The sequence below is a fragment of the Kitasatospora sp. NPDC098652 genome, from assembly GCF_044760155.1.
Taxonomy (GTDB): Bacteria; Actinomycetota; Actinomycetes; order Streptomycetales; family Streptomycetaceae; genus Kitasatospora.
In genome coordinates, this window is the sequence record NZ_JBIWAQ010000014.1 from 167,735 (window position 1) to 189,625 (window position 21,891).

20 protein-coding genes are annotated in these 21,891 nt (G+C 72.7%); 12 read left to right on the top strand and 8 right to left on the bottom strand.

Annotation, left to right across the window (positions count from 1 at the left end):
- Nucleotides 1-80: 80 nt before the first annotated feature.
- Nucleotides 81-494, bottom strand: coding sequence for a DUF4307 domain-containing protein (locus ACIQWA_RS27450; protein ID WP_360231043.1), 414 nt, complete (start codon nt 492-494; stop codon nt 81-83).
- 238 nt (nt 495-732) lie between these two features.
- On the opposite strand from ACIQWA_RS27450, the gene mca reads away from it, so the two are divergent.
- The 4 genes from mca to ACIQWA_RS27470 all read left to right on the top strand — a co-directional run bounded on the left by mca (nt 733) and on the right by ACIQWA_RS27470 (nt 4,979).
- Nucleotides 733-1,638 carry a mycothiol conjugate amidase Mca gene (gene mca / locus ACIQWA_RS27455; RefSeq protein WP_360231040.1) on the top strand — a complete coding sequence of 302 codons (906 nt, stop codon included), beginning with the start codon at nt 733-735 and terminating at the stop codon, nt 1,636-1,638.
- A gap of 48 nt (nt 1,639-1,686) precedes the next feature.
- Nucleotides 1,687-1,878, top strand: a complete 192-nt coding sequence (locus ACIQWA_RS27460; protein ID WP_360231037.1) for a hypothetical protein — start codon at nt 1,687-1,689, stop codon at nt 1,876-1,878.
- Nucleotides 1,879-2,024: 146 nt separating this feature from the next.
- Nucleotides 2,025-4,076 carry a thioredoxin domain-containing protein gene (locus ACIQWA_RS27465; protein WP_402487053.1) on the top strand — a complete coding sequence of 684 codons (2,052 nt, stop codon included), beginning with the start codon at nt 2,025-2,027 and terminating at the stop codon, nt 4,074-4,076.
- A gap of 39 nt (nt 4,077-4,115) precedes the next feature.
- Nucleotides 4,116-4,979 carry a GNAT family N-acetyltransferase gene (locus ACIQWA_RS27470; protein ID WP_402487055.1) on the top strand — a complete coding sequence of 288 codons (864 nt, stop codon included), beginning with the start codon at nt 4,116-4,118 and terminating at the stop codon, nt 4,977-4,979.
- Nucleotides 4,980-5,033: 54 nt separating this feature from the next.
- Here ACIQWA_RS27470 and ACIQWA_RS27475 read toward each other — a convergent pair whose 3' ends face one another.
- On the bottom strand, nt 5,034-5,360 hold the full coding sequence (locus tag ACIQWA_RS27475; RefSeq protein WP_402487058.1) for a hypothetical protein: 327 nt from the start codon (nt 5,358-5,360) through the stop codon (nt 5,034-5,036).
- 106 nt (nt 5,361-5,466) lie between these two features.
- On the opposite strand from ACIQWA_RS27475, the gene ACIQWA_RS27480 reads away from it, so the two are divergent.
- Nucleotides 5,467-7,221, top strand: a complete 1,755-nt coding sequence (locus ACIQWA_RS27480; RefSeq protein ID WP_402487061.1) for an alpha/beta hydrolase — start codon at nt 5,467-5,469, stop codon at nt 7,219-7,221.
- Nucleotides 7,218-7,832, top strand: coding sequence for a hypothetical protein (locus ACIQWA_RS27485; protein WP_402487064.1), 615 nt, complete (start codon nt 7,218-7,220; stop codon nt 7,830-7,832). The genes ACIQWA_RS27480 and ACIQWA_RS27485 overlap by 4 nt, the downstream gene beginning before the upstream one ends.
- Before the next feature lie 10 nt (nt 7,833-7,842).
- Here the strand turns inward: ACIQWA_RS27485 and ACIQWA_RS27490 are convergent, their stop codons facing one another.
- Nucleotides 7,843-8,811: a hypothetical protein gene (locus tag ACIQWA_RS27490; RefSeq protein ID WP_360231303.1), complete on the bottom strand. Its 969-nt coding sequence runs from the start codon at nt 8,809-8,811 to the stop codon at nt 7,843-7,845.
- Nucleotides 8,812-9,025: 214 nt separating this feature from the next.
- On the opposite strand from ACIQWA_RS27490, the gene ACIQWA_RS27495 reads away from it, so the two are divergent.
- A complete protein-coding gene (locus ACIQWA_RS27495) occupies nt 9,026-9,700 on the top strand; it encodes a papain-like cysteine protease family protein (protein ID WP_402487067.1) in 675 nt (224 codons plus the stop codon).
- A gap of 8 nt (nt 9,701-9,708) precedes the next feature.
- On the top strand, nt 9,709-10,635 hold the full coding sequence (locus tag ACIQWA_RS27500; RefSeq protein WP_402487070.1) for a hypothetical protein: 927 nt from the start codon (nt 9,709-9,711) through the stop codon (nt 10,633-10,635).
- A gap of 51 nt (nt 10,636-10,686) precedes the next feature.
- Here the strand turns inward: ACIQWA_RS27500 and ACIQWA_RS27505 are convergent, their stop codons facing one another.
- Together ACIQWA_RS27505 and ACIQWA_RS27510 are read right to left on the bottom strand one after the other, a co-directional pair.
- Nucleotides 10,687-11,343: a TetR/AcrR family transcriptional regulator gene (locus tag ACIQWA_RS27505; protein ID WP_402487073.1), complete on the bottom strand. Its 657-nt coding sequence runs from the start codon at nt 11,341-11,343 to the stop codon at nt 10,687-10,689.
- Between the two features lie 8 nt (nt 11,344-11,351).
- Nucleotides 11,352-12,884, bottom strand: coding sequence for an MFS transporter (locus ACIQWA_RS27510; protein ID WP_402487076.1), 1,533 nt, complete (start codon nt 12,882-12,884; stop codon nt 11,352-11,354).
- Between the two features lie 314 nt (nt 12,885-13,198).
- On the opposite strand from ACIQWA_RS27510, the gene ACIQWA_RS27515 reads away from it, so the two are divergent.
- On the top strand, nt 13,199-13,810 hold the full coding sequence (locus ACIQWA_RS27515) for a hypothetical protein (protein ID WP_402487079.1): 612 nt from the start codon (nt 13,199-13,201) through the stop codon (nt 13,808-13,810).
- Here ACIQWA_RS27515 and ACIQWA_RS27520 read toward each other — a convergent pair.
- The gene (locus tag ACIQWA_RS27520) at nt 13,781-14,473 is read right to left on the bottom strand and encodes a hemolysin III family protein (protein ID WP_360231008.1); all 693 of its coding nucleotides are present in this window, start codon (nt 14,471-14,473) and stop codon (nt 13,781-13,783) included. The genes ACIQWA_RS27515 and ACIQWA_RS27520 overlap by 30 nt on opposite strands.
- A gap of 285 nt (nt 14,474-14,758) precedes the next feature.
- Between ACIQWA_RS27520 and ACIQWA_RS27525 the strand changes: the two genes are divergently transcribed.
- Nucleotides 14,759-16,585, top strand: a complete 1,827-nt coding sequence (locus ACIQWA_RS27525) for a phosphoenolpyruvate carboxykinase (GTP) (protein WP_402487082.1) — start codon at nt 14,759-14,761, stop codon at nt 16,583-16,585.
- Nucleotides 16,586-16,764: 179 nt separating this feature from the next.
- Here ACIQWA_RS27525 and ACIQWA_RS27530 read toward each other — a convergent pair whose 3' ends face one another.
- Nucleotides 16,765-17,979: a pyridoxal phosphate-dependent aminotransferase gene (locus tag ACIQWA_RS27530; protein WP_360231004.1), complete on the bottom strand. Its 1,215-nt coding sequence runs from the start codon at nt 17,977-17,979 to the stop codon at nt 16,765-16,767.
- 292 nt (nt 17,980-18,271) lie between these two features.
- Here ACIQWA_RS27530 and ACIQWA_RS27535 point away from each other — a divergent pair, with 292 nt between their 5' ends.
- Nucleotides 18,272-18,994, top strand: a complete 723-nt coding sequence (locus ACIQWA_RS27535; RefSeq protein ID WP_402487085.1) for a prepilin peptidase — start codon at nt 18,272-18,274, stop codon at nt 18,992-18,994.
- Nucleotides 18,995-19,099: 105 nt separating this feature from the next.
- Here ACIQWA_RS27535 and ACIQWA_RS27540 read toward each other — a convergent pair whose 3' ends face one another.
- Nucleotides 19,100-20,656 carry a chitinase gene (locus ACIQWA_RS27540; RefSeq protein ID WP_402487088.1) on the bottom strand — a complete coding sequence of 519 codons (1,557 nt, stop codon included), beginning with the start codon at nt 20,654-20,656 and terminating at the stop codon, nt 19,100-19,102.
- Between the two features lie 376 nt (nt 20,657-21,032).
- Between ACIQWA_RS27540 and ACIQWA_RS27545 the strand changes: the two genes are divergently transcribed.
- Nucleotides 21,033-21,827 (top strand): isoprenyl transferase, encoded by a 795-nt coding sequence (locus tag ACIQWA_RS27545; RefSeq protein WP_360230998.1) that lies wholly within the window; start codon nt 21,033-21,035, stop codon nt 21,825-21,827.
- Nucleotides 21,828-21,891 lie beyond the last annotated feature (64 nt).

Consider the following 21,891-nt stretch of genomic DNA (forward strand, 5'->3'; position numbering starts at 1 on the left):
GTTCCGGTGGGCGAATATGCCTCGGGGGCGCTCCGGGCCCGCTCCGCCGGGTGTCCCTGGGGGCGCCGCCGTTACCGCGCCTACTTCGCCGGGGTGCAGCCGAGCAGCTCGGCGGTGGTGCCGCGGGCGGTGGTGCGCAGGGTGACGGTGGCCTCGTAGCTGGACCCGGCCGCGGGGACCGGGAAGTCGGCCACCCCGACCACCGCGTGGTCGTCGCCCTGCGAACGGACCGTGCAGGTGCCGGCCGTACCGTCGCTCTTGCGCACGGTGAGGTGCAGCTGCACCTCGGAGTCGGAGAGCACCTGGAAGGTCGGCACCGAGCCGTTGATCTTCGACTCGCGCAGCAGGTAGGAGCCGCCCAGCCAGGCGATCAGCCCCAGGCCGAGCACGCCGCAGACCGCGCCGACCACCTTGAGCCGACGGTCCGACTCGCCGTCGCCCCTCCGGCCGTAGCGCCCCTCGGGCAGCTGCGTCGCGGTGCTCTGTGCAGTCATCGGACTCCGTCCTCTCCTCGGGAGGGACCGCGCGGGTGGTGCGGGGAATGCGACGGACCTCCAGTCCGTCACTATAGGAGGGGCACGCCCGCGGCCGGTCCGGCGGGGGCGGGGCTCGGCCGCGCCGGAGACCGGCGCAGGCCGGCCTTGCGGCGACGCGGTCCCGAAGTGAGCGGTTCGTACGGTGGGCAGACCGGACTTCGCGGAACGCCCGACAATGTGGAAGGAACGCAAGGCGTTGACTGAGCAGTTGCGACTGATGGCGGTGCACGCCCACCCGGACGACGAGTCCAGCAAGGGCGCGGCCACCATGGCCATGTACGTCGAGCACGGTGTGGACGTGCTCGTGGCCACCTGCACGGGGGGCGAGCGCGGGTCGGTCCTCAACCCCAAGCTGCAGGGGGACCCGTACATCGAGGAGAACATCCACGAGGTGCGCCGCAAGGAGATGGACGAGGCGCGGGCGATCCTCGGCGTCAAGCAGGCCTGGCTGGGCTTCGTGGACTCCGGTCTGCCGGAGGGCGACCCGCTGCCCCCGCTGCCCGAGGGCTGCTTCGCCCTGCAGGACGTCAAGGAGGCGGCCGAGCCGCTGGTCCGGCTGATCCGCGAGTTCAAGCCGCAGGTCATCACGACCTACGACGAGAACGGCGGCTACCCGCACCCGGACCACATCATGACCCACAAGATCACCATGTTGGCCTTCGACGCCGCCGGCGACCCGGACGCCTACCCCGAGGCCGGCGAGCCCTGGCAGCCGCTCAAGCTCTACTACAACCACGGCTTCCCGATGGGCCGCATCCGCGCCCTGCACCAGTACCTCACCGAGCACGGGCACGACTCCCCGTACGGCGAGTGGATCGCGGGCTGGGAGAAGAGCGGCCGCCAGGAGCGCGAGATCACCACCCGGGTGCGCTGCGACGACTGGTTCGAGACCCGTGACCGCGCGCTGATCGCCCACGCCACCCAGATCGACCCGGACGGCCCGTGGTTCCGCGTCCCGCTCGACGTCCAGCGCGAGGTCTGGCCCACCGAGGACTACGAGCTCGCCCGTACCCTGATCGACGTGGACCTCCCGGAGGACGACCTGTTCGCCGGACTGCGCACCCCCAGCCTGGCGGCCGAGGCCGCCGACACGCGCGACTGACCCACCCCCGACGGCCCGGCTCGGCGTGAGCCGGGCCACCATAGAGATATGAGCGCCCCCGTGAACCTCGTCCACCTCGCCGCTGACCTCGCCGTCGACGACGCCAAGGTCACCCCCGGTCTCCTCGGCTTCGTCGTCTTCGCCGCCCTCGCCGTGGCGACGTGGTTCCTGGCCAAGTCCATGAACCGGCAGTTCAAGAAGGTCGACTTCACGGAGGAGCCGGAAGCCCCCAAGGAGTAGCCCCTCCCGCCCGCGGCCGTGGGGCCCCGGGCGGGGGCGCGGCGCCCGCCCGACCGGCCGCGGGGAAGCCGGCCCGGCCCTGGGGAAGCCGGCCCGGCGGGGCGGCCTGACGCCTGCGGGGCCCGTCATGCGGGAGGATGGGCGGCATGCCGAACCGTCTCGCGGACGCGACCTCGCCGTACCTGCTGCAGCACGCCGACAACCCGGTCGACTGGTGGCCCTGGGGGCCGGAGGCCTTCGCGGAGGCCGAGCGGCGTGGGGTGCCGGTGCTGCTGAGCGTCGGGTACGCGGCTTGTCACTGGTGCCACGTGATGGCGCACGAGAGCTTCGAGGACGCGGAGCTCGCCGGGTACCTGAACGAGCGGTTCGTCGCGGTCAAGGTGGACCGGGAGGAGCGGCCGGACGTCGACGCGGTGTACATGGAGGCCGTGCAGGCGGCGACCGGGCAGGGCGGGTGGCCGATGACGGTCTTCCTCACGCCCGGCAAGGAGCCGTTCTACTTCGGCACCTACTTCCCGCCCGCCCCGCGGCACGGGATGCCGTCCTTCCGGCAGGTGCTGGAGGGCGTGGACGCGGCCTGGCGGGACCGGCGGGAGGAGGTCGGCGAGGTTGCCGCGCGGATCCGGGCCGACCTCGCCGAGCGCGCCGCCGTCTACTCGGCCGGCGCTCACCACCCGCCCGCCGAAGCCGATTTGCACCAGGCGCTGGTCACCCTCGGCCGGGAGTTCGACCAGGCCCGCGGTGGCTTCGGTGGCGCCCCCAAGTTCCCCCCGGCCATGGTGATCGAGTTCCTGCTCCGCCACCACGCCCGGACCGGCTCCGAAGCCGCCCTGGAGATGGCCGCCCGCACCGCCGAGGCGATGGCCCGCGGCGGCATCCACGACCAGCTCGGCGGCGGCTTCGCCCGCTACGCCGTGGACGCCGGCTGGGTGGTGCCGCACTTCGAGAAGATGCTGTACGACAACACCCTGCTGCTGCGCGCCTACCTGCACCTGTGGCGGGCCACCGGCTCCGCGCTCGCCCGCCGGGTCGCGCTGTCCACGGCCGACTTCCTGCTGCGCGAACTCCGCACGCCCGAAGGCGCGTTCGCGTCCGCCCTGGACGCCGACAGCCTCGACGAGGAGACCGGCGCCTCCGCCGAGGGCGCCTACTACGTGTGGGAGCCCGGCCAGTTGGTGGACCTGCTCGGCCCCGCCGACGCGGCCACCGCCGCCCGGCTGTTCACCGTCACCGCCGAAGGCACCTTCGAGCACGGCACCTCCGTGCTCCAACTCCTCACCGACCCGGCGGACTTCGCCGAGTACGAGGAGATCCGGCAGCGGATGCTCCAGGCCCGGGCGGCCCGGCCCGCACCCGCCCGCGACGACAAGGTGGTCGCCGCGTGGAACGGCCTCGCCATCGCCGCCCTCGCCGAGACCGGCGCCCTGCTGGAGCGCCCCGACCTCGTCGAGGCCGCCGAACGCGCCGCCGACCTGCTGCTCGCCGTCCACCTCACCCCCGACGGCCGGCTGCTGCGCACCTCCCGGGACGGCCGCCCAGGCACCAACGCCGGCGTCCTGGAGGACTACGCCGACACCGCCGAGGGCTTCCTCGCCCTCTACTCCGTCACCGGCGAGGCGGAATGGCTCCAGCTGGCGGGCGGCCTGCTCGACACCGTGCTCAAGCACTTCACCGACGAGGCCTCCGGCGCCCTCTACGACACCGCCGACGACGCCGAGGAGCTCATCCGCCGCCCCCAGGACCCGACCGACAACGCCACCCCCTCCGGCTGGACCGCCGCCGCCGGGGCCCTCCTCGGCTACGCCGCGTACACCGGCTCCGAGCGGCACCGCACCGCCGCCGAACGCGCCCTCGGCATCGTCGGCGCCCTGGCCGGCCGGGCCCCCCGGTTCATCGGCTGGGGCCTCGCCGTCGCCGAGGCCCTGCTCGACGGGCCGCGCGAGGTCGCCGTCGTCGGCCCGGCCGACCACCCGGCCACCGCGGCGCTGCGCCGGGCCGCCCTGCTCGGGACCGCTCCCGGGGCGGTGGTGGCGGTGGGTGCGCCGGGGGAGACCGAGGTGCCGCTGCTGGCCGACCGCCCGCTGGTCGGCGGGGCGCCCGCGGCGTACGTCTGCCGGCACTTCGCCTGCGAGGTGCCCACCACCGATCCGGCGGTGCTCGGCGAACGGCTCGGCGCCGTTGCGGTCGTAGGCGAATAACCGTTGGCGCGCGGGCGTCGAGCGGGGTGAGGATGGGTCATGACCTGGACGCTCAGCACCTCGCTCGACGACTTCCGCCGCCACGCGGGCGACTTCCTGGCGGCCCACCCGGCCGAGAACACCGTCCTGCTCACCGTCGCCCACCGGCTCGCCGGATCCGGCCTCGACACGTTCGGGGAACAGCCGCCGGTCTTCGGCTGGTGGCAGGCCGCACCGGGCGGCCCGGTCGAAGGCGCGTTCCTGCAGACCCCGCCGTTCGCCCCCAGGCTCTCCGCCATGCCCCCGGCCCGGGCCGCCGAGCTGGCGGTCCGACTGGCCGAGGCCGGCCCCGGGTTCACCGAGGTCGCCGGAGTCGGCGGCGGGGCCGAGCCGGTCCGCGCCTTCGCCGAGGCCTGGACGGCCGCTACCGGCACCGCACAGTCCGTCCGGGTCGAGGAGCGGCTCTACCGGCTCGGCCGGCTCACCGACCCGCCGCGCCCGCCCGCCGGCCGGCCCCGGCTCGCCGGACCGGCCGACCGGGAACTGGCCATCCGCTGGTACGAGGAGTTCATGAGCGAGGTCGACGTCACCCCCTCCGACGCGGCCCAAGCCGTGGACGACAAGCTGGCCTCCGGCGGCCTCCACCTCTGGGAGGACGCGGGCGCCCCCGTCGCCCTGGCCGGCACCAGCCCCGTGCTCGCCGGAATGTCCCGCATCGGCCCGGTCTACACCCCCGCCGACCGCCGCGGCCGCGGCTACGCCAGCGCGGTCACCGCGGCCGCCTCCGCTCATGTGCTCGGCCTCGGGGCGGAGGAGGTGCTGCTCTACACCGACCTCGCCAATCCGACCAGCAACTCCATCTACCAGCAGATCGGCTACCGGCCGGTGGAGGACTGCCTGGTGGTGGACTTCCTTACCCCGTAACGGAGTTACGCGTTAGGGGGGAGGTGGGATGCGGGATGCGGGAGGCGGAATGTGTCAGGCGTCCCTGGTGAGATGGACGCCGGCCACCCCGACCACCTTCGTCTCGAAGGGGTCGTGGGCCGCCGCCGTGGTCGGCGGCGGCAGGTGGTCGGCGTTCTGGTAGTCGTGCGCGCAGGTGATCAGGTGGCCCCCAGCGGCCTTCATGTCGGCGGCGAGCCCGTCCAGCAAGGTCTTCCACGCGCTGCTGCACCCCGTCAGTGCGGCCCCGCTCTGCCACCCGGCCAGGCCCCCGGCGGCCGTGGCGCTGGGCTCCGCCAGCTTCGCCGTCTCCTCGGGGACCTTGCCGGCGACCGTCAGCGCGTTGTTCCCGGCGGCGGTCAACTCGCCTGGTTTGACGGTGAATCCGTTGCCGTCCGCCATCATGTCCCCCCGGTCTCGATGTGGCAGTCGTGGGTTATGGTAGCGCCGAGTAGCGGGGGGAATACTCATGACTGATCCGGAGCAGAAGGCGGCAGCGGGCCGCCTCGACTTCGCGAGCGTGAAGAACGCCAAGCCGGCGGACCTGCACGCGGCGGGGGACGCGTTCGACGCACTGCACAAGGTGTACGCCCAGCACACCGCGGACTGGAAGAGCGGCACCACCGACCGGGTCCACGGCTCCGGCTGGAGCGGACCGGCCGCCGACGCCGCGATCCCCTCCCTGGACGCCACCACCACCCAACTGCACGCCGCGGAAACCGAACTGGCCGCGATCGGCCGGACCCTGCGCGATTACGCGGACCTCTTCACGCTTGCTCAGTCGAAGCTCCGGCAGGCCGTCGTCGACGCCGGCGCCAAGGGCCTGACGGTCAGCGACGACGGGACGGTGAGCTGGCCCGCGTCGAGCGGCCCGGTCGACGCGGGCCAGGAGGCGAAGCAGAAGGCGGCGGCCGACGACATCTCCAAGCGGATCGGCGCGGCCATCACCGAGGCGAGCACGGCCGACCGGACACTGGCCGGCCTGCTCAACGGCTTCACCCAGCACGCCACCAGCAAGTCGGGACTGACCCTCGCCGTCGCCGAGGCCGACCAGAAGGCGGCGACCGGCCCGGCGGCGCCGTACCTGAGGGACATGCCGGCGGTGGGGGCGCCTCCGACGGAGGTCAACAGCTGGTGGAACAACCTCGGCCCGGACGGCCGGCAGTGGTTCATCGACCACCATCCGGAGAACATCGGGAACCTTGACGGCATCCCGGCGGAGGTGCGGGACACGGTCAACCGGGACTACCTGGACCGGCGGATGACCGAGCTCCGGGGCAAGGCCGACCGGACGAAGGAAGAGCAGGCGGAGTACGAGAAGCTCAGGCCCGTCTGGGAGCGCATACGGCAGGACTCCCAAGCGCAGGACGGTCGGCCGCATACGTACTTGATCGGTATCGGTACGGAGGGCCAGGGCCGAGTGATCCTCTCCTTCGGGAACCCCGACACCGCGACCGACATCTCGTCCTACGTTCCTGGGATCACCACCACGCCCGACTCGCTCGGAAAGGCGCAGCCCGGCACCACGCCTGGCAACAACGAGGCGGAGAACGCGCTGAACGTCTGGCGGGAGGCCAACCAGAAGGTCAAGCCCGGTGGATCGGTGGCCTCGATCGTTTGGCTCGGCTACGACCCGCCGGATGCCGACATCAACGCGACCACGGCCGAGCGGGCGGTGAAGGGCGCTCCCGACTACGCGAGGTTCGTCACCGGGCTCCGGGCGACCAACACGAGTGGCCAGAGCCCGCACATCACCTCAATCGGACACAGCTACGGCTCGCTCGTCGTCGGTCAGGCCACGTGGATGGCCGCTCACCAGGGCAACTACTCGCGGCCCGATGACGTGGTGATCATCGGCAGCCCCGGTGTCGGGGTGAAGCACGCTTCGGACCTGGGGATGCCGGCCGGTCGGGTGTGGGCGGGCGCGGCCGGAAACGATCCGGTCACCCAGATCCCCTCCCCGAAGAACCAAGCGGTCCCGTGGCCCTTCGGCGGGCTGGTCGGAGCAGACCCGCACGACCTCTGGTACGGGAGGGACCCGGCGAGCGACTCCTTCGGCGCGAAGCGCTTCACCGTCGACGGTTGGAGCAAGCCGTGGAGTTTGATGGACTTCGGGATGCACACCAAGTACCTGGCCCCGGAGACCGGCGGTCCCTCCCTCGGCAACGTCGGCGCGATCGTCGCGGGCAGGCCCGAGGACGTTCGCCTGACGGCGGGCCGATGACGAAGCGCTGGAAGACGGCCGGTGGGATCGTCCTGTCGTTCGTCGTCATCGTGTCCGTCCAAGCGGTGCTCTTCGTCAACGGGTACGGCCCCCTGGCGCTGGCCGACCGATCGGGCAGGGTGGGGACGGGCACCGCGAAGGGCCGGATCGACCAGGCCCTTCGCGCCACGATTGACGGGATCTCACCTTCTCTCACCTACGCGGGTGCCGACTTCGAGGTGGACAGAGCGCATCATCTCTGGGACGGCGAACCGAGTATGGGGTCGGACGTCACCGAGATCATCCGGGCGCGGACCGTTGTCTCGCGGGCCAAGTTGCCGGTTTTGATGGACCAGGTGACCCAGGTCTGGCGCGCGCTCGGAAGCCGGCTGGTCGAGCGGAATGAGGAGCTTCACTCGCTCCAGGGCGTGGGGAACGTCGGTGGCGAGATCTACCTGACGTTCTACGCCTATGAAACCCAGGACCCTTCTTCCTACACGGTGATGCTCCGGGCCGAGGCCGGTGGCGTGCTGTACCAGCCCGCTCACGAGTACGAACCCCTGTCCCCGCTGGCCAGAACTACGGCCGGGGCCAAGTTCGAGCCCCTCGACGACCCGTACTGGTCGCACTGATCGCTCCGCCTCACTCCCAGTCCCACCGGATGCCCAGGATGCACGGCCGGATCGCCGTGGCGACCAGGTGGACGCAGTGGTGGCCGTCGAGGGTGAGTTCCTCGGTCTCGTAGGGGGGTGCGCCGGGGGAGTGGAGGGCGATGCGGTGGCAGCGGACGGGGAGGGCGCTGGGGTGGAAGGTGATCTGGAGGACGTACTGGCCGGCGCCGGAGTTGAAGCCGCGGACGTATTCGCAGCTGGGGGTGGGGGAGGGGGCGTCGTCGAAGCCGTAGCCGAGGAGGTGGGTGTCGCCCGCGCGCAGGCGGCGGTCGAGGAGGAGTTCGGCGGCGAGGAGGTGGTGGGCCTGGTCGCGGCGGATGCGGCCGGGGCGGCAGTTCTCCTCGGCGCGGACGCCGACGAGGGCGGTGTCGCTGCCGGGGTCGCCCTGGTGGAGGGCTAGGTAGCGGTCGATGCCGTCGCGGTGGGCGCGCAGGGCGTGTTGGGAGTCGCGGCGGGTGAGTTGGCGGTCGGGGCCGACGCGGATGCGTTCGATGTGGGTGATGGTGTGCAGGCCGGTGTCGCGGGGGCCGGCGAGGGTGGCGAGCAGGCCGTCGACGGCGGTGGGCGGGGAGATCAGGTCGCGGTAGGGGCGGACGGGGGGTCCGGCGGCCGGGGCGGTGCGGCGGGGGCCGAGGAGCCGGGTGAGGGAGTGTTCGGGGAGGTCGAGAACGTCTTCGAGGGCGGCGACGGCGCGCAGTGATTCGGGGCGTTCGGGCCGTCGTTGCCCCTGCTGCCAGTAACTGAGGCTGGTGAGGCCGACGTTGACGCCCCGCAGGGCGAGGTGGCGGCGGATGCGGTGCAGGGTGAGGCCGCGGGTGGCGATGGCGGTGCGCAGGGCGAGGTGGAACGGGCCGGTGCGCAGGGCGGCGGCGAGGTCGGCTGGGTCGCTTCGGTGGATGGCGGCCTCCTGGCGGGCACGGACCGGGTTTTGACCGTGAATATTCACATCCGTGCGGCGGTTTGTCACCGGTCCGGGCAGCTCGCGCCGGGGTTTCCCGGGTGCCGTTCACATCCGCGCGGGCCCGTTCACACCGCGGTCGGGGCCCGTCCGGGGCCGTTGACCGGGCCCGGAGTGCGGCGCGATGCTCGGGGCGCGATCCGGACCGCGCCCCCACACAGCACCTCGCTCCACTCGTGCAAGGAGGCATTCCCCCATGCCAGTTCCACGGATACGGCTGCGCCGCGCGGTCTCGCTGTTGGCCCTGGGTGTGCTGGGCCCGGCGCTGACCGCCGCGGTGAGCACCCCGGCGGCGGCCACCCCCACGGCCGCCCCCGCCCCCGCCCTCCACCGGGCCGCGCACCAGGCCCGCCCGGCGGCGGCACCCGGCAGCACGGCCGATCTGGCCGGCACCTTCAAGAAGCTCAACATCACCATGCAGCAGCAACAGCAGACCAACTGGTGCTGGGCGGCGAGCGGGAACACCATCGCCACCTGGTTCGGCTACAACTACAGCCAGAACCAGTTCTGCAACGCCGCGTTCGGCCGCTCGGTCGACTCCAGCTGCCCGAACAGCCAGGCCTCGCTGGCCGACGTGCAGAACGGGCTGGACTGGGTCGGCATCAACCCGGGTTCGTACGTCACCGGGTACCTGCGCTACAGCACGGTGCAGTCCGAGGTGGACGCCAACCGCCCGATCGAGACGCGCATCCAGTGGAGCTCGGGCGGCGGGCACATGCACGTCCTGTACGGGTACGACACCGGCAACAACTGGGTCTACTGGGGCGACCCGTGGCCGTCCAACTACCGCTACAACTGGGCGGACTACTGGTACTACGTGAACAACAACACGTTCTCCTGGACCCACTCCCTGTACCGGATCGGCGCGTGAGGACGACCATGACCGAGCTCAGTACGGCCCGCCGGGCCGCCGTCACCGTCCTGCTCGCCGCCGGCCTCGCGCTGGCGCTCGCCCCGGCCGCGCAGGCCGACGCACCAGGCGCTTCCGGCGCCTCCGGCGCACCCGCCGCCCCCGCACCGGTGCCCGCCGCCGACCTGGCCGGGGCCCGCAGCGCCGTCCAGGACCCCGCGGTACTCGACAAGGTGGGCCACTTCTTCGCCCGCAAGGGCGTCCCGCCGACGCAGCAACTGACCATCGGTGCCGCCGAGGAGGCGAAGGCGGCGAGTGACGCGGCGCCCCGCCTGGCCGGTGACACCGTGCCGGTCTACACCCTGGACGCCGGTTTCGTGTCCGGCACCCCGGGCGCACCGGTGGCGAAGGCCGAGTTCACGGCGAGCAAGGTGGTCGCGGCGGACGGGCAGACCGCCTCGGTCTGGACGGTCCGCCAGGGCGATTCCTGGCGGGTCGTCAACATCGCCTCCGGCGGCGACGAGAGCGACTACGCGGCGAAGGCGGCCGGCAGCGGCGGCGGTACGGCCTTCCGGGAGCCGCAGGTCAACGCCTGGTACGTGCTGCGGGACGGCCGGGTGCTGCCGCTGGACGACGAGGCCCGGCGCTCGGTGGGCGCGGACGGGGTGTCGCTGGCCGGGTACCAGCAGCTGGTGCACCAGCGGTACGGGGACAAGCTGCCCGGCTCGGCGTACGACCGGGAGGGCAAGGGCGGCGGCTACGAGCTGAACGCCGCCGGAGCAGCCGCGGCCGCCCCGGCGGCCCAGGCCGCGGCCTCCGGGGCCTCCGGGGCCTCCGCGGCATCCGGAGCGGACGGCGGTTCGGGGCTCCCGGCCGTGACGGCGGCCGCCGCGCTCGGCGCCACCGCGCTGGTGGGTGCCGGTGCGGTACTGCGGCGCAGGCGGGGCAACCGCTGAGACCGCGACGGGGCCCGGCTCTGCACCGAGCCGGGCCCCGTCACCGTGTGCTCACACCCCGGCGAAGCCGCTCTCCAGCAGCGCGAAGGTGCGGTCGACCAGGTCGGCGATGTCCTCCCGGCCGTCCTGCGCGGCCCACTGGAGCACGGCCTCGACGGTGGCGGCGCCGATGGCGGCGGCCGTGACCCGCATCTCGTACGTGGGGTGCTCGACGCCCGCCCGTCGGGTGAGGACGGAGAGGTAGAGCTCGTGCGGGCTGTTGCCGGCCCGGAACAGTCCGGCCCGCAGCGCGGGGACTTCGGTGACCAGCCGCATCCGGGTCAGCAGTTCCTGGCGCTCGTGCTGGAGCAGGGCGCGGATCAGGCCGATCAGGGCCTCCCGGCAGGACCGCAGGAAGGGTTCACCGGCCGGCCGGTCGAGCAGGGCGGCGGTGATCACCGGGTCGTACTCGTCGGTCAGGACGAGGTCCTCCTTGGTGGCGAAGTACCGGAAGAGGGTGGAGGGGGAGATCTCGGCGGCGGCGGCGATCTGCTCGAGCGTGGTGTTCTCGTAGCCCTGCTCGGCGAACAGGCGGTACGCCTCGCGGCGCACGGTCTGCCGGGTCTTCAACTTCTTCCGCTCGCGCAGCGACAGCGGCGCCTCCAGTCGGGCCTGGACCGGGTTGGTCGGGGCGTCCGGGAGGGCCGCGGTCGGCTGCTCGCTCTTCATGGCCCCGATTATCGGTGATCTCCGGCGGTGGCGGGTTCGGGCCGGTCGGCGGGGGTGCCCCGGGTGGCTTCCGCGGCCGGCATCCGGGCCGCGACCAGGACCGCCGAGACCGCCGCGACCAGCCCGGCGACCAGCAGGACGAGGCCCATCCCGTGCACGTACGCCGCGTGTGCCGCGGCGCCGAGCGCCGGCCGCCCGGTCTCCCGGGCGACGGCGTCGGCGGCGACCACCGACGCCTCGGCCCGGTGCGCGGCCTCCGCGGGGAGCCCGCCGGTGTCCAGCGCGCTCCGGTAGGACCCGGCCAGCAGGCTGCCGAAGGCGGCGATCCCGATCGCGCCGCCGACCTGCCGCAGGGTCTGGAGCAGTCCGGAGCCGACGCCGGCCCGGGCGGGCGGCAGGGTGATCAGGGCGGAGCCCTGGGCGGTGATCAGCGCCAGGCCCATGCCGAGGCCGAGGACGGTGAGCCAGGCCGCGGCCCGCCCGTACCCGTCGGTGCTGCCGGTGCGGCTGCCGAACAGCAGGGCGGCGGCGAGCAGGGCCAGGCCGAGGGTGATCACGGCGCGGGCGCCGAGCCGTGTCACCAGCCGTTCGCTGAGCCGGGCGGCGACGAGCAGGCCGAGCATCATCGGCATCAGCCGCAGTCCGGAGCCGAGGGCGTCGGCGCCGAGCACGCTCTGGAAGTAGAGCGGCAGGACGAAGAAGGCGCCGAACAGGACGAGCGAGATCAGGGTGGCGGCGACCGAGGACCAGCGGAAGGCCGGGTCGGCGAGCAGGGTGAGGTCGAGCATCGGGTCGCTGCGGTGGCGGCTGCGCAGCACCAGGGCGGTGAGCAGGACCACCGAGCCGATCAGGGTGGTGAGCACCAGGAGGTCGGCCCAGCCGCGGTCGGAGCCCTCGATGATGCCGTAGGTGAGCGCGCCGAGGCCGGTGGCGGCGAGGACGGTGCCGGGCAGGTCGATCCGGGGTGCGGCGGGGTTGCGGGTCTCGGGCAGCAGCAGGAGGCAGGCGCCGATGCCGAGCACGGTGAGCGGGACGTTGACGGCGAAGACCGAGCCCCACCAGAAGTGCTGGAGCAGGAGGCCGCCGATCAGCGGCCCGAGCGGGGCTCCGCCGGCGATCGCGGCGGAGAGGATCGCGGTGGCCCGGCGGCGTTCGCCGGCCGGGAAGATCCCGGGGATGACCGCCAGTGACATCGGCATGACGAGGGCGGCGGCCAGGCCCATCGCGGCGCGGGCGGCGATCAGGGTGGCGGGCGAGTCGGTGAGCATGCCGACGGCGGAGGCGAGTCCGAACAGGGCGAGGCCGACGGTGAGCGTGCGGCGGCGGCCGTAGGTGTCGCCGAGCAGGCCGGCCGGGAGCATCGCGGCGGCGAAGACCACGGTGTAGGCGTCGACGATCCACTGCTGCTGCCCGGTGGTGGCCTGCAACTGCGAGGCCAGGGTGGGGAGGGCGACGTTCAGGATCGTCATGTCGAAGCTGATCACCAGGACGCTCAGGGCGACGGCGACCAGGGCGAGCCAGCGGCGCGGGTCGGCGGGCACGGCGACCTCCAGGGGCTGTGGTTTTGAGAAAGCTTCTGTCAAATGACAGTAACTCTCAAAAGGGGCCGACTGTCAATTCAGGGATGGTGCGACGATCTGATTACGCTCCGTGGTGTGTCCTGGAAGTGCTGCTTCCGCACGAGGAATTGACGCAACGTTGATCTGTCGTTCGCCGCCTCGGGGCGGCTCCGGGTGACTGTCGGTAGATACCATGTGGCAATCGGTCAGTGCTGGCCGGACGCGTGCCGAGAGCGGAGAAGGGGTGGGGCGGCAGGAGCCGACCACGAGCCCGGCGCCGGGAAAGGGGAGCCGAAGTGGCCGACAGTGACGACAGGCAGGCGCGGGCCCAGGCGTGGGGCGCGGCCGTGGTGGTGGGTTCCGCGCTGGCCGTGGTCGCGGCCTACCTGGTCAGCGGGGCGCCACTGGTGCTCGTGGTCGCCGGGATCGAGACGCTGCTGGTCATGGTGTACGTCGGCCGCCGCTGGCAGGCGGCGCACCGGCGGCCGTCCCGGGCCGGGCACCGGCCGCGGCGCGGCATCCCGGACGCCGCCCACTGCGAGCGCTGCCGCCGGGCCCGGGAGGCACTGGACGAGCGGCAGGCGCGCGGACGGGCCGGGGCGGAGCCGCCGGAGTCCGCGGCGGCGGTGCGCTCCCCGCGGTCACGGTCGCAGGCAGAGCAGGCAGAGCAGGCAGAGCAGGCAGAGCGGGCAGAGCAGGCAGAGCAGGCACGGCCGGTCGACCGCCAGTCGGAGTTGGAGGCGGAGCCGGGCGCCGCCGACCACCCGCCGTACCCGCGCCGCCCGCAGGGTCGGGCCGCGTACGAGCGGCCCCGGACAGCCGAACGGGCGGCCACCCGGTCCACGGACCGGACGGCCGCCCGTCGGGGCGCGCCGGGTTCAGCCGGCCGCGCTGTACGCCACCAGTGAGACGCCGACGTACTGCACGATGAAGGCTCCGAGGGTGAACGCGTGGAACACCTCGTGGAAGCCGAACCAGCGCGGTGAGGGGTTGGGCCGCTTGAGCCCGTACACCACGCCGCCGATGCTGTAGAGCACCCCGCCGACGATCATCAGCACCAGGACGGCGACGCCGCCGGTGCGCAGGAAGTCCGGCAGGAAGAAGGCGGCGGCCCAGCCCAGCGCGATGTACACGGGGGTGTACAGCCAGCGCGGGGCGCCGACCCAGAACACCCGGAAGGCTATTCCGGCGAGCGCCCCGCCCCAGGCGACCCAGAGAAGTATCTGCTGGTCGGCGCCGTTGAGCAGCAGGATCGTGAACGGCGTGTAGGTGCCCGCGATGATCAGGAAGATGTTCGCGTGGTCCAGCCGCCGGAGCACGGCGTCCCCGCGCGGGCCCCAGTCGAAGCGGTGGTAGACCGCGCTGACGCCGAACAGCAGCCAGGCGCTGACCGAGTAGACCGCGCAGGCGATCTTGGCCGGCGTGGAGTCGGCCAGGCAGATCAGCACGATCCCGGCGGCGACGGTGGCGGGGAACATCGCGGCGTGCAGCCAGCCGCGCCACTTCGGCTTGTCCTCCCGGCTCTCGGCCGGGCTCTCCCCAGTGCTCTCCGCGAGCGCAGCAGCAGTCATGGGCAGCATGCTACCCGCTACCTACGGGACCGTAGGTTACTGATGCGTAAGGAAGTGGTGCTCATCACTCTTGGACGTTTTGGAGCAATCGGAGTGTGGCGCCGCGCACTCCGTCCGGGATGTGAACGACGCAATACTGGCCAGTAATCATACTTACTGTAGTAAAAGATGCGTCAATTTCGCCGCAGCGCCGCATCGGGGGCCAGGAGCCGGGTCTACGCTGCAAGCACCCTCAGACCACCGCTACGCCGTCTCCCCGCCGGGACGGCGTGAAACGGAGCGATCGTGTCGTACGAGATCTCTGCTCTCAGCGCATCCGCGCCCACCCGCCACAAGCAGCTGCTCGCTTGGGTGAGCGAGATCGCCGAGCTCACCCAGCCGGACCGCATCGAGTGGTGCGACGGTTCCGACGAGGAGTACCAGCGCCTCGCGGACCTGCTGGTGGCTCAGGGCACCTTCAAGAAGCTGAACGAGGAGAAGCGCCCCAACTCCTACTACGCCGCCTCGGACCCGTCCGACGTCGCGCGCGTGGAGGACCGCACCTTCATCTGTTCCGAGCAGGAGAAGGACGCCGGACCGACCAACCACTGGAAGGCCCCCGCCGAGATGCGCGAGGTCTTCCAGGGCGAGCAGGGCCTGTTCCGCGGCGCGATGAAGGGCCGCACGATGTACGTCGTGCCCTTCTCGATGGGCCCGGTCGGCTCCCCGCTGGCCGCGTACGGCGTCGAGATCACCGACTCCGCCTACGTCGCGGTGTCGATGCGTGTGATGACCCGCATGGGCAAGGCCGTGCTCGAGCAGCTCGGCGAGGCCGGGGACTTCGTCAAGGCCGTGCACACCGTCGGCGCCCCGCTCGCCGAGGGCGAGGCGGACGTGCCGTGGCCGTGCAACAGCACCAAGTACATCTCGCACTTCCCGGAGACCAAGGAGATCTGGTCCTTCGGCTCCGGCTACGGCGGCAACGCCCTGCTCGGCAAGAAGTGCTACGCGCTGCGCATCGCCTCGACCATGGCCCGCGACGAGGGCTGGCTGGCCGAGCACATGCTCATCCTCAAGCTCACCCCGCCGTCCGGTGAGGTCAAGTACGTCGCGGCCGCCTTCCCGTCGGCCTGCGGCAAGACCAACCTGGCCATGCTCCAGCCGACCATCCCGGGCTGGAAGGTCGAGACCATCGGCGACGACATCGCCTGGATGCGCTTCGGCGCGGACGGCCGCCTCTACGCGATCAACCCCGAGGCCGGCTTCTTCGGCGTCGCCCCCGGCACCGGCGTGGACACCAACGCCAACGCCATCGACACCCTCTGGGGCAACACCGTCTTCACCAACGTCGCCCTCACCGACGACGGCGACGTGTGGTGGGAGGGCCTCACCGAGGAGCCCCCGGCGCACCTCACCGACTGGCGCGGCAACGACTGGACCCCCGAGTCCGGCACCCCCGCCGCCCACCCGAACGCCCGCTTCGCCGTCCCGGCCGCGCAGTGCCCGACCATCGCCCCCGAGTGGGAGGACCCGGCGGGCGTGCCGATCTCGGCGATCCTGTTCGGCGGCCGCCGGGCCACCGCCGTCCCGCTGGTCACCGAGTCCTTCAACTGGCAGCACGGCGTCTTCCTGGGCGCCAACATCGCCTCCGAGAAGACCGCCGCCGCCGAGGGCACCGTCGGCGAGCTGCGCCGCGACCCGTTCGCGATGCTGCCGTTCTGCGGCTACAACATGGGCGACTACTTCGCCCACTGGCTGAAGGTCGGCGCCCAGGCGGACGCCGCCAAGCTGCCGAAGATCTACTACGTCAACTGGTTCCGCAAGAACGCCGAGGGCAAGTTCGTCTGGCCCGGCTACGGCGAGAACAGCCGCGTGCTCAAGTGGATCGTCGAGCGCCTGGAGGGCATCGCCGACGGCGTCGAGACCCCGATCGGCGTGCTGCCGAAGGTCGAGGGCTTCGACCTGGGTGACCTCAAGCTGTCCGAGGAGGACCTCGACCTGCTCTTCACCGTGGACGCCGACATCTGGCGCCAGGAGGCCGCGCTGGTGCCGGCCCACCTGGAGCTGTTCGGCGACCACACCCCGAAGGAGCTGTGGGACGAGTACCGGAGCCTGGTCGCGCGCCTCGGCTGAGCCTGAGCCTCAGTCGAGCGAGAGGTCGGCGCGCGGCACGAACCGCGCGCCGACCGAGTGACGGGACGGCCGGAGTTCCGCCGGGTGGTCTTTCCCCGACCAAGGAGACCACCAGGGCCGGGACTCCGGCCGTAGCGTTTCCCCCTCCTGTGGAGAGAGCGCCCCTCCGGCAGGAGGGGTCAGGGCTGGGTGTAGCCGCTGAGGAAGTCGCCGATCCTGGTCACCGCGTCGGTGATCTCCTCCGGCCGCGGCAGCGTGACCAGCCGGAAGTGGTCCGGCTCGGGCCAGTTGAAGCCGGTGCCCTGGACCAGCAGGATGCGCTGGGAGCGCAGCAGGTCCAGCACCATCTGGGCGTCGTCCTTGATCTTGTAGACCTTCGGGTCCAGCCGGGGGAAGGCGTACAGCGCGCCCTTCGGCTTGACGCAGCTCACGCCGGGGATCTGGTTGAGCAGCTCGTACGCGGCGTCGCGGGAGGCGAGCAGCCGGCCGCCGGGCAGTACCAGGTCCTTGATCGACTGCCGTCCGCCGAGCGCGGCGGCCACCGCGTGCTGGGCCGGCATGTTGGCGCACAGCCGCATCGAGGCGAGCACGGTCAGGCCCTCGACGTAGCTGCGGGCGCGCTGCCGGTCGCCGGAGAGCACCATCCAGCCGGAGCGGAAGCCCGCGACCCGGTACGCCTTGGACAGTCCGTTGAAGGTGACGCAGAAGAGGTCCGGGGCCAGGGTGGCCAGCGGGACGTGCTCGGCGTCGTCGTAGAGGATCTTGTCGTAGATCTCGTCCGCGTAGACCACCAGCTGGTGCCGGCGGGCGATCTCGGCGATGCCCTCCAGCACCTCGCGCGGGTAGACCGCGCCGGTCGGGTTGTTCGGGTTGATCACCACGATGGCCCTGGTCCGGTCGGTGACCTTGGCCTCGATGTCGGCGAGGTCCGGGTACCACTCGGACTGCTCGTCGCAGCGGTAGTGCACCGCGGTGCCGCCGGCCAGCGAGACCGAGGCCGTCCACAGCGGGTAGTCCGGCGCCGGGACGAGCACCTCGTCGCCGTCGTCCAGCAGCGCGGTCATGGCGAGCTGGATCAGCTCGGAGACGCCGTTGCCGAGGAAGACGTCGTCGACCGAGAGCCCGTGCAGGCCGCGCTCCTCGTAGTGCATCACCACGGCGCGGCGGGCCGAGAGCAGGCCCTTGGAGTCGCCGTACCCGTGCGCGTTCGCGAGGTTGCGCAGGATGTCCTGGAGGATCTCCGGGGGCGCCTCGAAGCCGAAGGTGGCCGGGTTGCCGGTGTTGAGCTTGAGGATGCGGTGGCCCTGTTCCTCCAGCCGCATCGCCTCGTCGAGCACCGGGCCGCGGATGTCGTAGCAGACGTTGGCGAGCTTGCTGGACTGGATGACCTGCATGCCTGCCTACTTTAGGGGCACGCCGGGGCCCGGTGCCGGGTGTCCGGGAGGGCGGCTCGCCGAGCCCGGAAGGGCCTCCTTGGATCACCAGGCGGGGGTGTCGAACGGCCTTCCAAACCGCTGCCCGGATGTCCGGAATGCTCGCGTATGCGAGGAACGCCGTCGATCCCTGCGGCGGATTCTCCACCGGAACGAGACGGACGGCACACCGGCCGCCCGCCCCGGGCGGGAAGATGGGGGGCCGGTCGGTCGCCAGAAGTCGAGAGAGCGAAGCCGACAAGAGGAAGGGGGAGTGCCGGTGGTGACGGTCGTGGCCGGGGCGGTGCTGGTCGCCCTCCTGCTGGCTCCTGTGCTGCGCGCGCTGGTCGCCCGCTTCGCCGTGCCCGAGGGCGAACCCTGGTGCGAGGCCTGCCCGTTGTGCGGGCGCCCGGTGGGGCGGCTGCTGCCGCCGACCGGTCGCTGCCCGGGCTGCCGGGGGCGGCTGGGGGCCGGGCCGGGGGCGGTGGAGGCGGTCGCCGCGGCGGTCGCGGTCGCGGTCGCCTGGGCGGCGGACGGCCCGCAGGCGGCGGCGCTCGCCTGGGCGGGCGCGTTCGGGGTGGCGCTCGGCTTCACCGACGCCCGGGTACGCCGGCTGCCGTACCGGCTGACCGGGCCGCTGCTGGCCGGGGTGGCCGTGCTGCTGGCGGTGGCGGCGCTGGCCGAGGGGCGCCCGGGGGTGCTGCTGCGCTGCCTGCTGGTCGCGCTGGCGGTCGGCGCACTGCTCGAAGTCGCCGTCCAGATCGGCGCGTTGGGCCCCGGGGACTCACCGCTCGGGCTCGCCCTGGGCGGGCTGCTGGGCTGGTACGGCTGGTGGGTCGCGATCGGTGGGCTGGCCGCGGCCGTGGTGCTCGCCGGCCTGTGGGGCACCCTGCGGGTCACCGCCCTGCTGGTCCGTCGGCGCCCGTGGCGCGGACTGGAGGTCCCGGTCGGTCCCTTCCTGCTACTCGGTGCGCTCACCGCGGTGCTGGCGCGGTAGCGGCGGGGCCCGCCGTACCGGACCGGTACGACGGGCCCCGCCGCCGGCGCGCCGGCCCCACCCTCAAGGAGTGGCGCGCCGAGGGGAGTTGGGCCCGGGAGCGGCTCAGGGCAGCTTGTGGACGAACGGGCCGACCGTGTTGGAGAAGGCGTTGCCGTTGTTGGCGTCCCAGTTGGTGGACCAGGTCATCGCGCCCCGGATGGTGGGCCACTTGGCCGGCGGCACGAAGCTGCCGCAGTTGTTGCCGGTGGCCAGGCAGTTGAGCGCGTTGTTCACCACCGACGGGTCGACGTAGCCGCCGCCGGCCGCCTTGGCGGAGGCCGGGACGCCGATGCCGACCTGGTCGGGCCGCAGGCCGCCCTGGATGTGGGTGCAGACCTGCGAGGTGATGAAGTCGACCGTGCCCTGGTTGTAGACCTTGCCGTCGCAGCCGTTCATCCCGCCCGAGTTGTAGAACTGGGTGTTGACGACGGTCAGGATGTCCTTGGTGGCCAGCGCCAGCTGGAAGTAGGCGCCCGAGGTGCTGTACATCCCGATGGTCTCGGGGGCCATGGTCAGCACGAAGCCGGGGCCGGCCTTGGCCTGCAGGGAGTGCAGTGCGGCCCCGAGCGGGCCGGCCTGGACGCCGTTCTCCAGGTCGACGTCGATGCCGTCGAAGCCGTAGTCCTTGATGATCGCGTAGGCGCTGTCGGCGAAGTTCGCCCCGGCGGTGGCGTCGCCGACGGTGATCGCGCCGTTCTGGCCGCCGATGGAGAGGACGACCTTCTTGCCGGCCGCCTGCTTGGCCTTGATGTCGGCGCGGAACTGGGCGTCGGTGTAGCCGCCGAGCGCCTTGGACAGGCCCGGGTCCAGGGTGAAGCTGATCGCCCCGGTCCGGGTGGGCACGGCGTCGGCGAAGGAGACCGCGATGATGTCGTACGCGCTCTGCACGTCGCCCAGGCGCTGCGGGGTCGAGCCGTTGTCGAAGTTCTGCCAGTAGCCGGTGACCGCGTGGGCCGGCAGGCCGGTGGCCGGCGGGGTGGTGGTGGCGGTCGGGGTCGGGGTCGCCGTGGCGGTCGGAGTGGCGGTGGCCGTCGGCGTCGGGGTCGGCGTCCGGGTGGGGGTGGCCGTCGGGGACGGCGTGGAGGTGCCGCCCGGTCCGACCAGCGCGACGTCGTCGGCGAGGTAGGCGCCCTGCCCGTACCAGCCGTGCAGGTAGACGGTGACGCTGGTGGCGTTCGCCCCGGTGGTGAAGGTGCTGGTCAGCTGGTTCCAGCTGCTCTGGTTCGACCAGGTGGACGGGTCCGTCCCGCCGGTGCCGCGCGCACCGAGGTAGACGTACGGGCCCTGCACCCAGGCGCTCAGGGTGTAGCTGGTGTTGGGCAGCACGCTGATGGTCTGGGTGCACTCCGCGGTGTCGCCCGCGCTCGGGGCGGCCTGCAGCGCACCGGTGCCGGAGTGGGTCGGCGAGGACACCGCGGTCGCGCCGCCGGTGCAGGACCAGCCGGCCAGTCCGTTCTCGAAGCCGCCGTTGCCGACCAGGTTGCCGTCCGCCGCGCTGGCGCCGCCGGCGAAGAGGGCGAGGCCGCCGCCGGCCAGGGCGAGGGCGGTGGCGCCGGCCGCGAGGGCCGGGAGGGGGCTGCGCCGGCGCCGGTGCGCGGGCTGCTGCGGGGTACGGGCCATGGGGTGACGCTCCTGGGGGAGGAGCGGCCGCCGCGGTGGGGGGCGCGGCGGCCGCGTGTGGGGGAGGGGAGGTCCGCGGGTGACTCCGGGGGGCGGGATCGTTTCGTTCCGCCTCGGGTCAAAAGCTGGACTAGACCATTGCCGGTCGTCAAGGACGCAACATCCGGCTTACGGCTCCCTTAAGGAATCGGAGACCGTTCCGTGTCCACCCCCGGCACACCGCCCCGCAGGCCGTGACGCGCCCGTCGCGACAGACTTCGCACAGGACCGTGACCAGACCGCTACCTGCGGCTTTACCGCGTGCCTGCGCGCGGGAGTAGGCTGCGCCGGGGCGGTGACGCACCAGCCTGAACGAGTACGGAGGGGCCGGGAAACCATGGGTCTGCGCGATGTCGCCGAACGGACGCCGGGGCTGCGCACCCTGTTGGGCGGGCTGTACGGGCTCTACGGCCGACGGGTCGAGGTCCACCTCGCGCGCACCCCGCACCACATCGGCGTGATCCTGGACGGCAACCGCCGCTGGGCCAAGGCCGCCGGCGGCTCCACCGCGTACGGCCACCAGCGCGGCGCCGACAAGATCAGCGAGTTCCTCGGCTGGTGCGACGAGACCCACGTCAAGGTCGTCACCCTGTGGATGCTCTCCACCGACAACCTGGACCGCCCCGCCGACGAGCTGGTCCCGCTGCTCGGCATTATCGAGGACGCCGTCACCGGCCTGGCCGCCGCCCGCCGCTGGCGGGTCAACCCGGTCGGCGCGCTGGACCTGCTCCCGCAGCACACCGCCGACGTGCTCAAGCGCGCCGCCGAGGAGACTGCCGGGATCGACGGCATCACCGTCAACGTCGCGGTCGGCTACGGCGGCCGGCACGAGATCGCCGACGCCGTCCGCTCGCTGCTCCAGGAGCACGCCGGGCGCGGCACCCCGATCGAGGAACTGGCCGAGATCCTGACCGTCGAGCACATCTCGGAGCACCTCTACACCGCCAACCAGCCCGACCCGGACCTGATCATCCGCACCTCGGGCGAGCAGCGGCTGTCCGGATTCCTGCTCTGGCAGAGCGCCCACAGCGAGTTCTACTTCTGCGAGGCGTACTGGCCGGCCTTCCGCAAGGTCGACTTCCTGCGCGCGCTGCGCGCCTTCGAACAGCGGCACCGGCGGCTCGGCCTCTGATCCGGCGCCCGCCCGGCCCGCCGGTGGGCCCACCGGGGCTCCCGCCGGGCTCGCCGGGGGCGCC

Coding starts and splice junctions, on each gene's coding strand:
- ACIQWA_RS27495 (WP_402487067.1), top strand. CDS start 9,026: ATGCCAGTTCCACGGATACGGCTGCGCCGCGCGGTCTCGCTGTTGGCC.
- ACIQWA_RS27545 (WP_360230998.1), top strand. CDS start 21,033: ATGGGTCTGCGCGATGTCGCCGAACGGACGCCGGGGCTGCGCACCCTG.
- ACIQWA_RS27540 (WP_402487088.1), bottom strand. CDS start 20,656: ATGGCCCGTACCCCGCAGCAGCCCGCGCACCGGCGCCGGCGCAGCCCC.
- ACIQWA_RS27480 (WP_402487061.1), top strand. CDS start 5,467: ATGACTGATCCGGAGCAGAAGGCGGCAGCGGGCCGCCTCGACTTCGCG.
- ACIQWA_RS27465 (WP_402487053.1), top strand. CDS start 2,025: ATGCCGAACCGTCTCGCGGACGCGACCTCGCCGTACCTGCTGCAGCAC.
- ACIQWA_RS27485 (WP_402487064.1), top strand. CDS start 7,218: ATGACGAAGCGCTGGAAGACGGCCGGTGGGATCGTCCTGTCGTTCGTC.
- ACIQWA_RS27450 (WP_360231043.1), bottom strand. CDS start 494: ATGACTGCACAGAGCACCGCGACGCAGCTGCCCGAGGGGCGCTACGGC.
- ACIQWA_RS27520 (WP_360231008.1), bottom strand. CDS start 14,473: ATGACTGCTGCTGCGCTCGCGGAGAGCACTGGGGAGAGCCCGGCCGAG.
- ACIQWA_RS27505 (WP_402487073.1), bottom strand. CDS start 11,343: ATGAAGAGCGAGCAGCCGACCGCGGCCCTCCCGGACGCCCCGACCAAC.
- ACIQWA_RS27530 (WP_360231004.1), bottom strand. CDS start 17,979: ATGCAGGTCATCCAGTCCAGCAAGCTCGCCAACGTCTGCTACGACATC.
- ACIQWA_RS27500 (WP_402487070.1), top strand. CDS start 9,709: ATGACCGAGCTCAGTACGGCCCGCCGGGCCGCCGTCACCGTCCTGCTC.
- ACIQWA_RS27460 (WP_360231037.1), top strand. CDS start 1,687: ATGAGCGCCCCCGTGAACCTCGTCCACCTCGCCGCTGACCTCGCCGTC.
- ACIQWA_RS27470 (WP_402487055.1), top strand. CDS start 4,116: ATGACCTGGACGCTCAGCACCTCGCTCGACGACTTCCGCCGCCACGCG.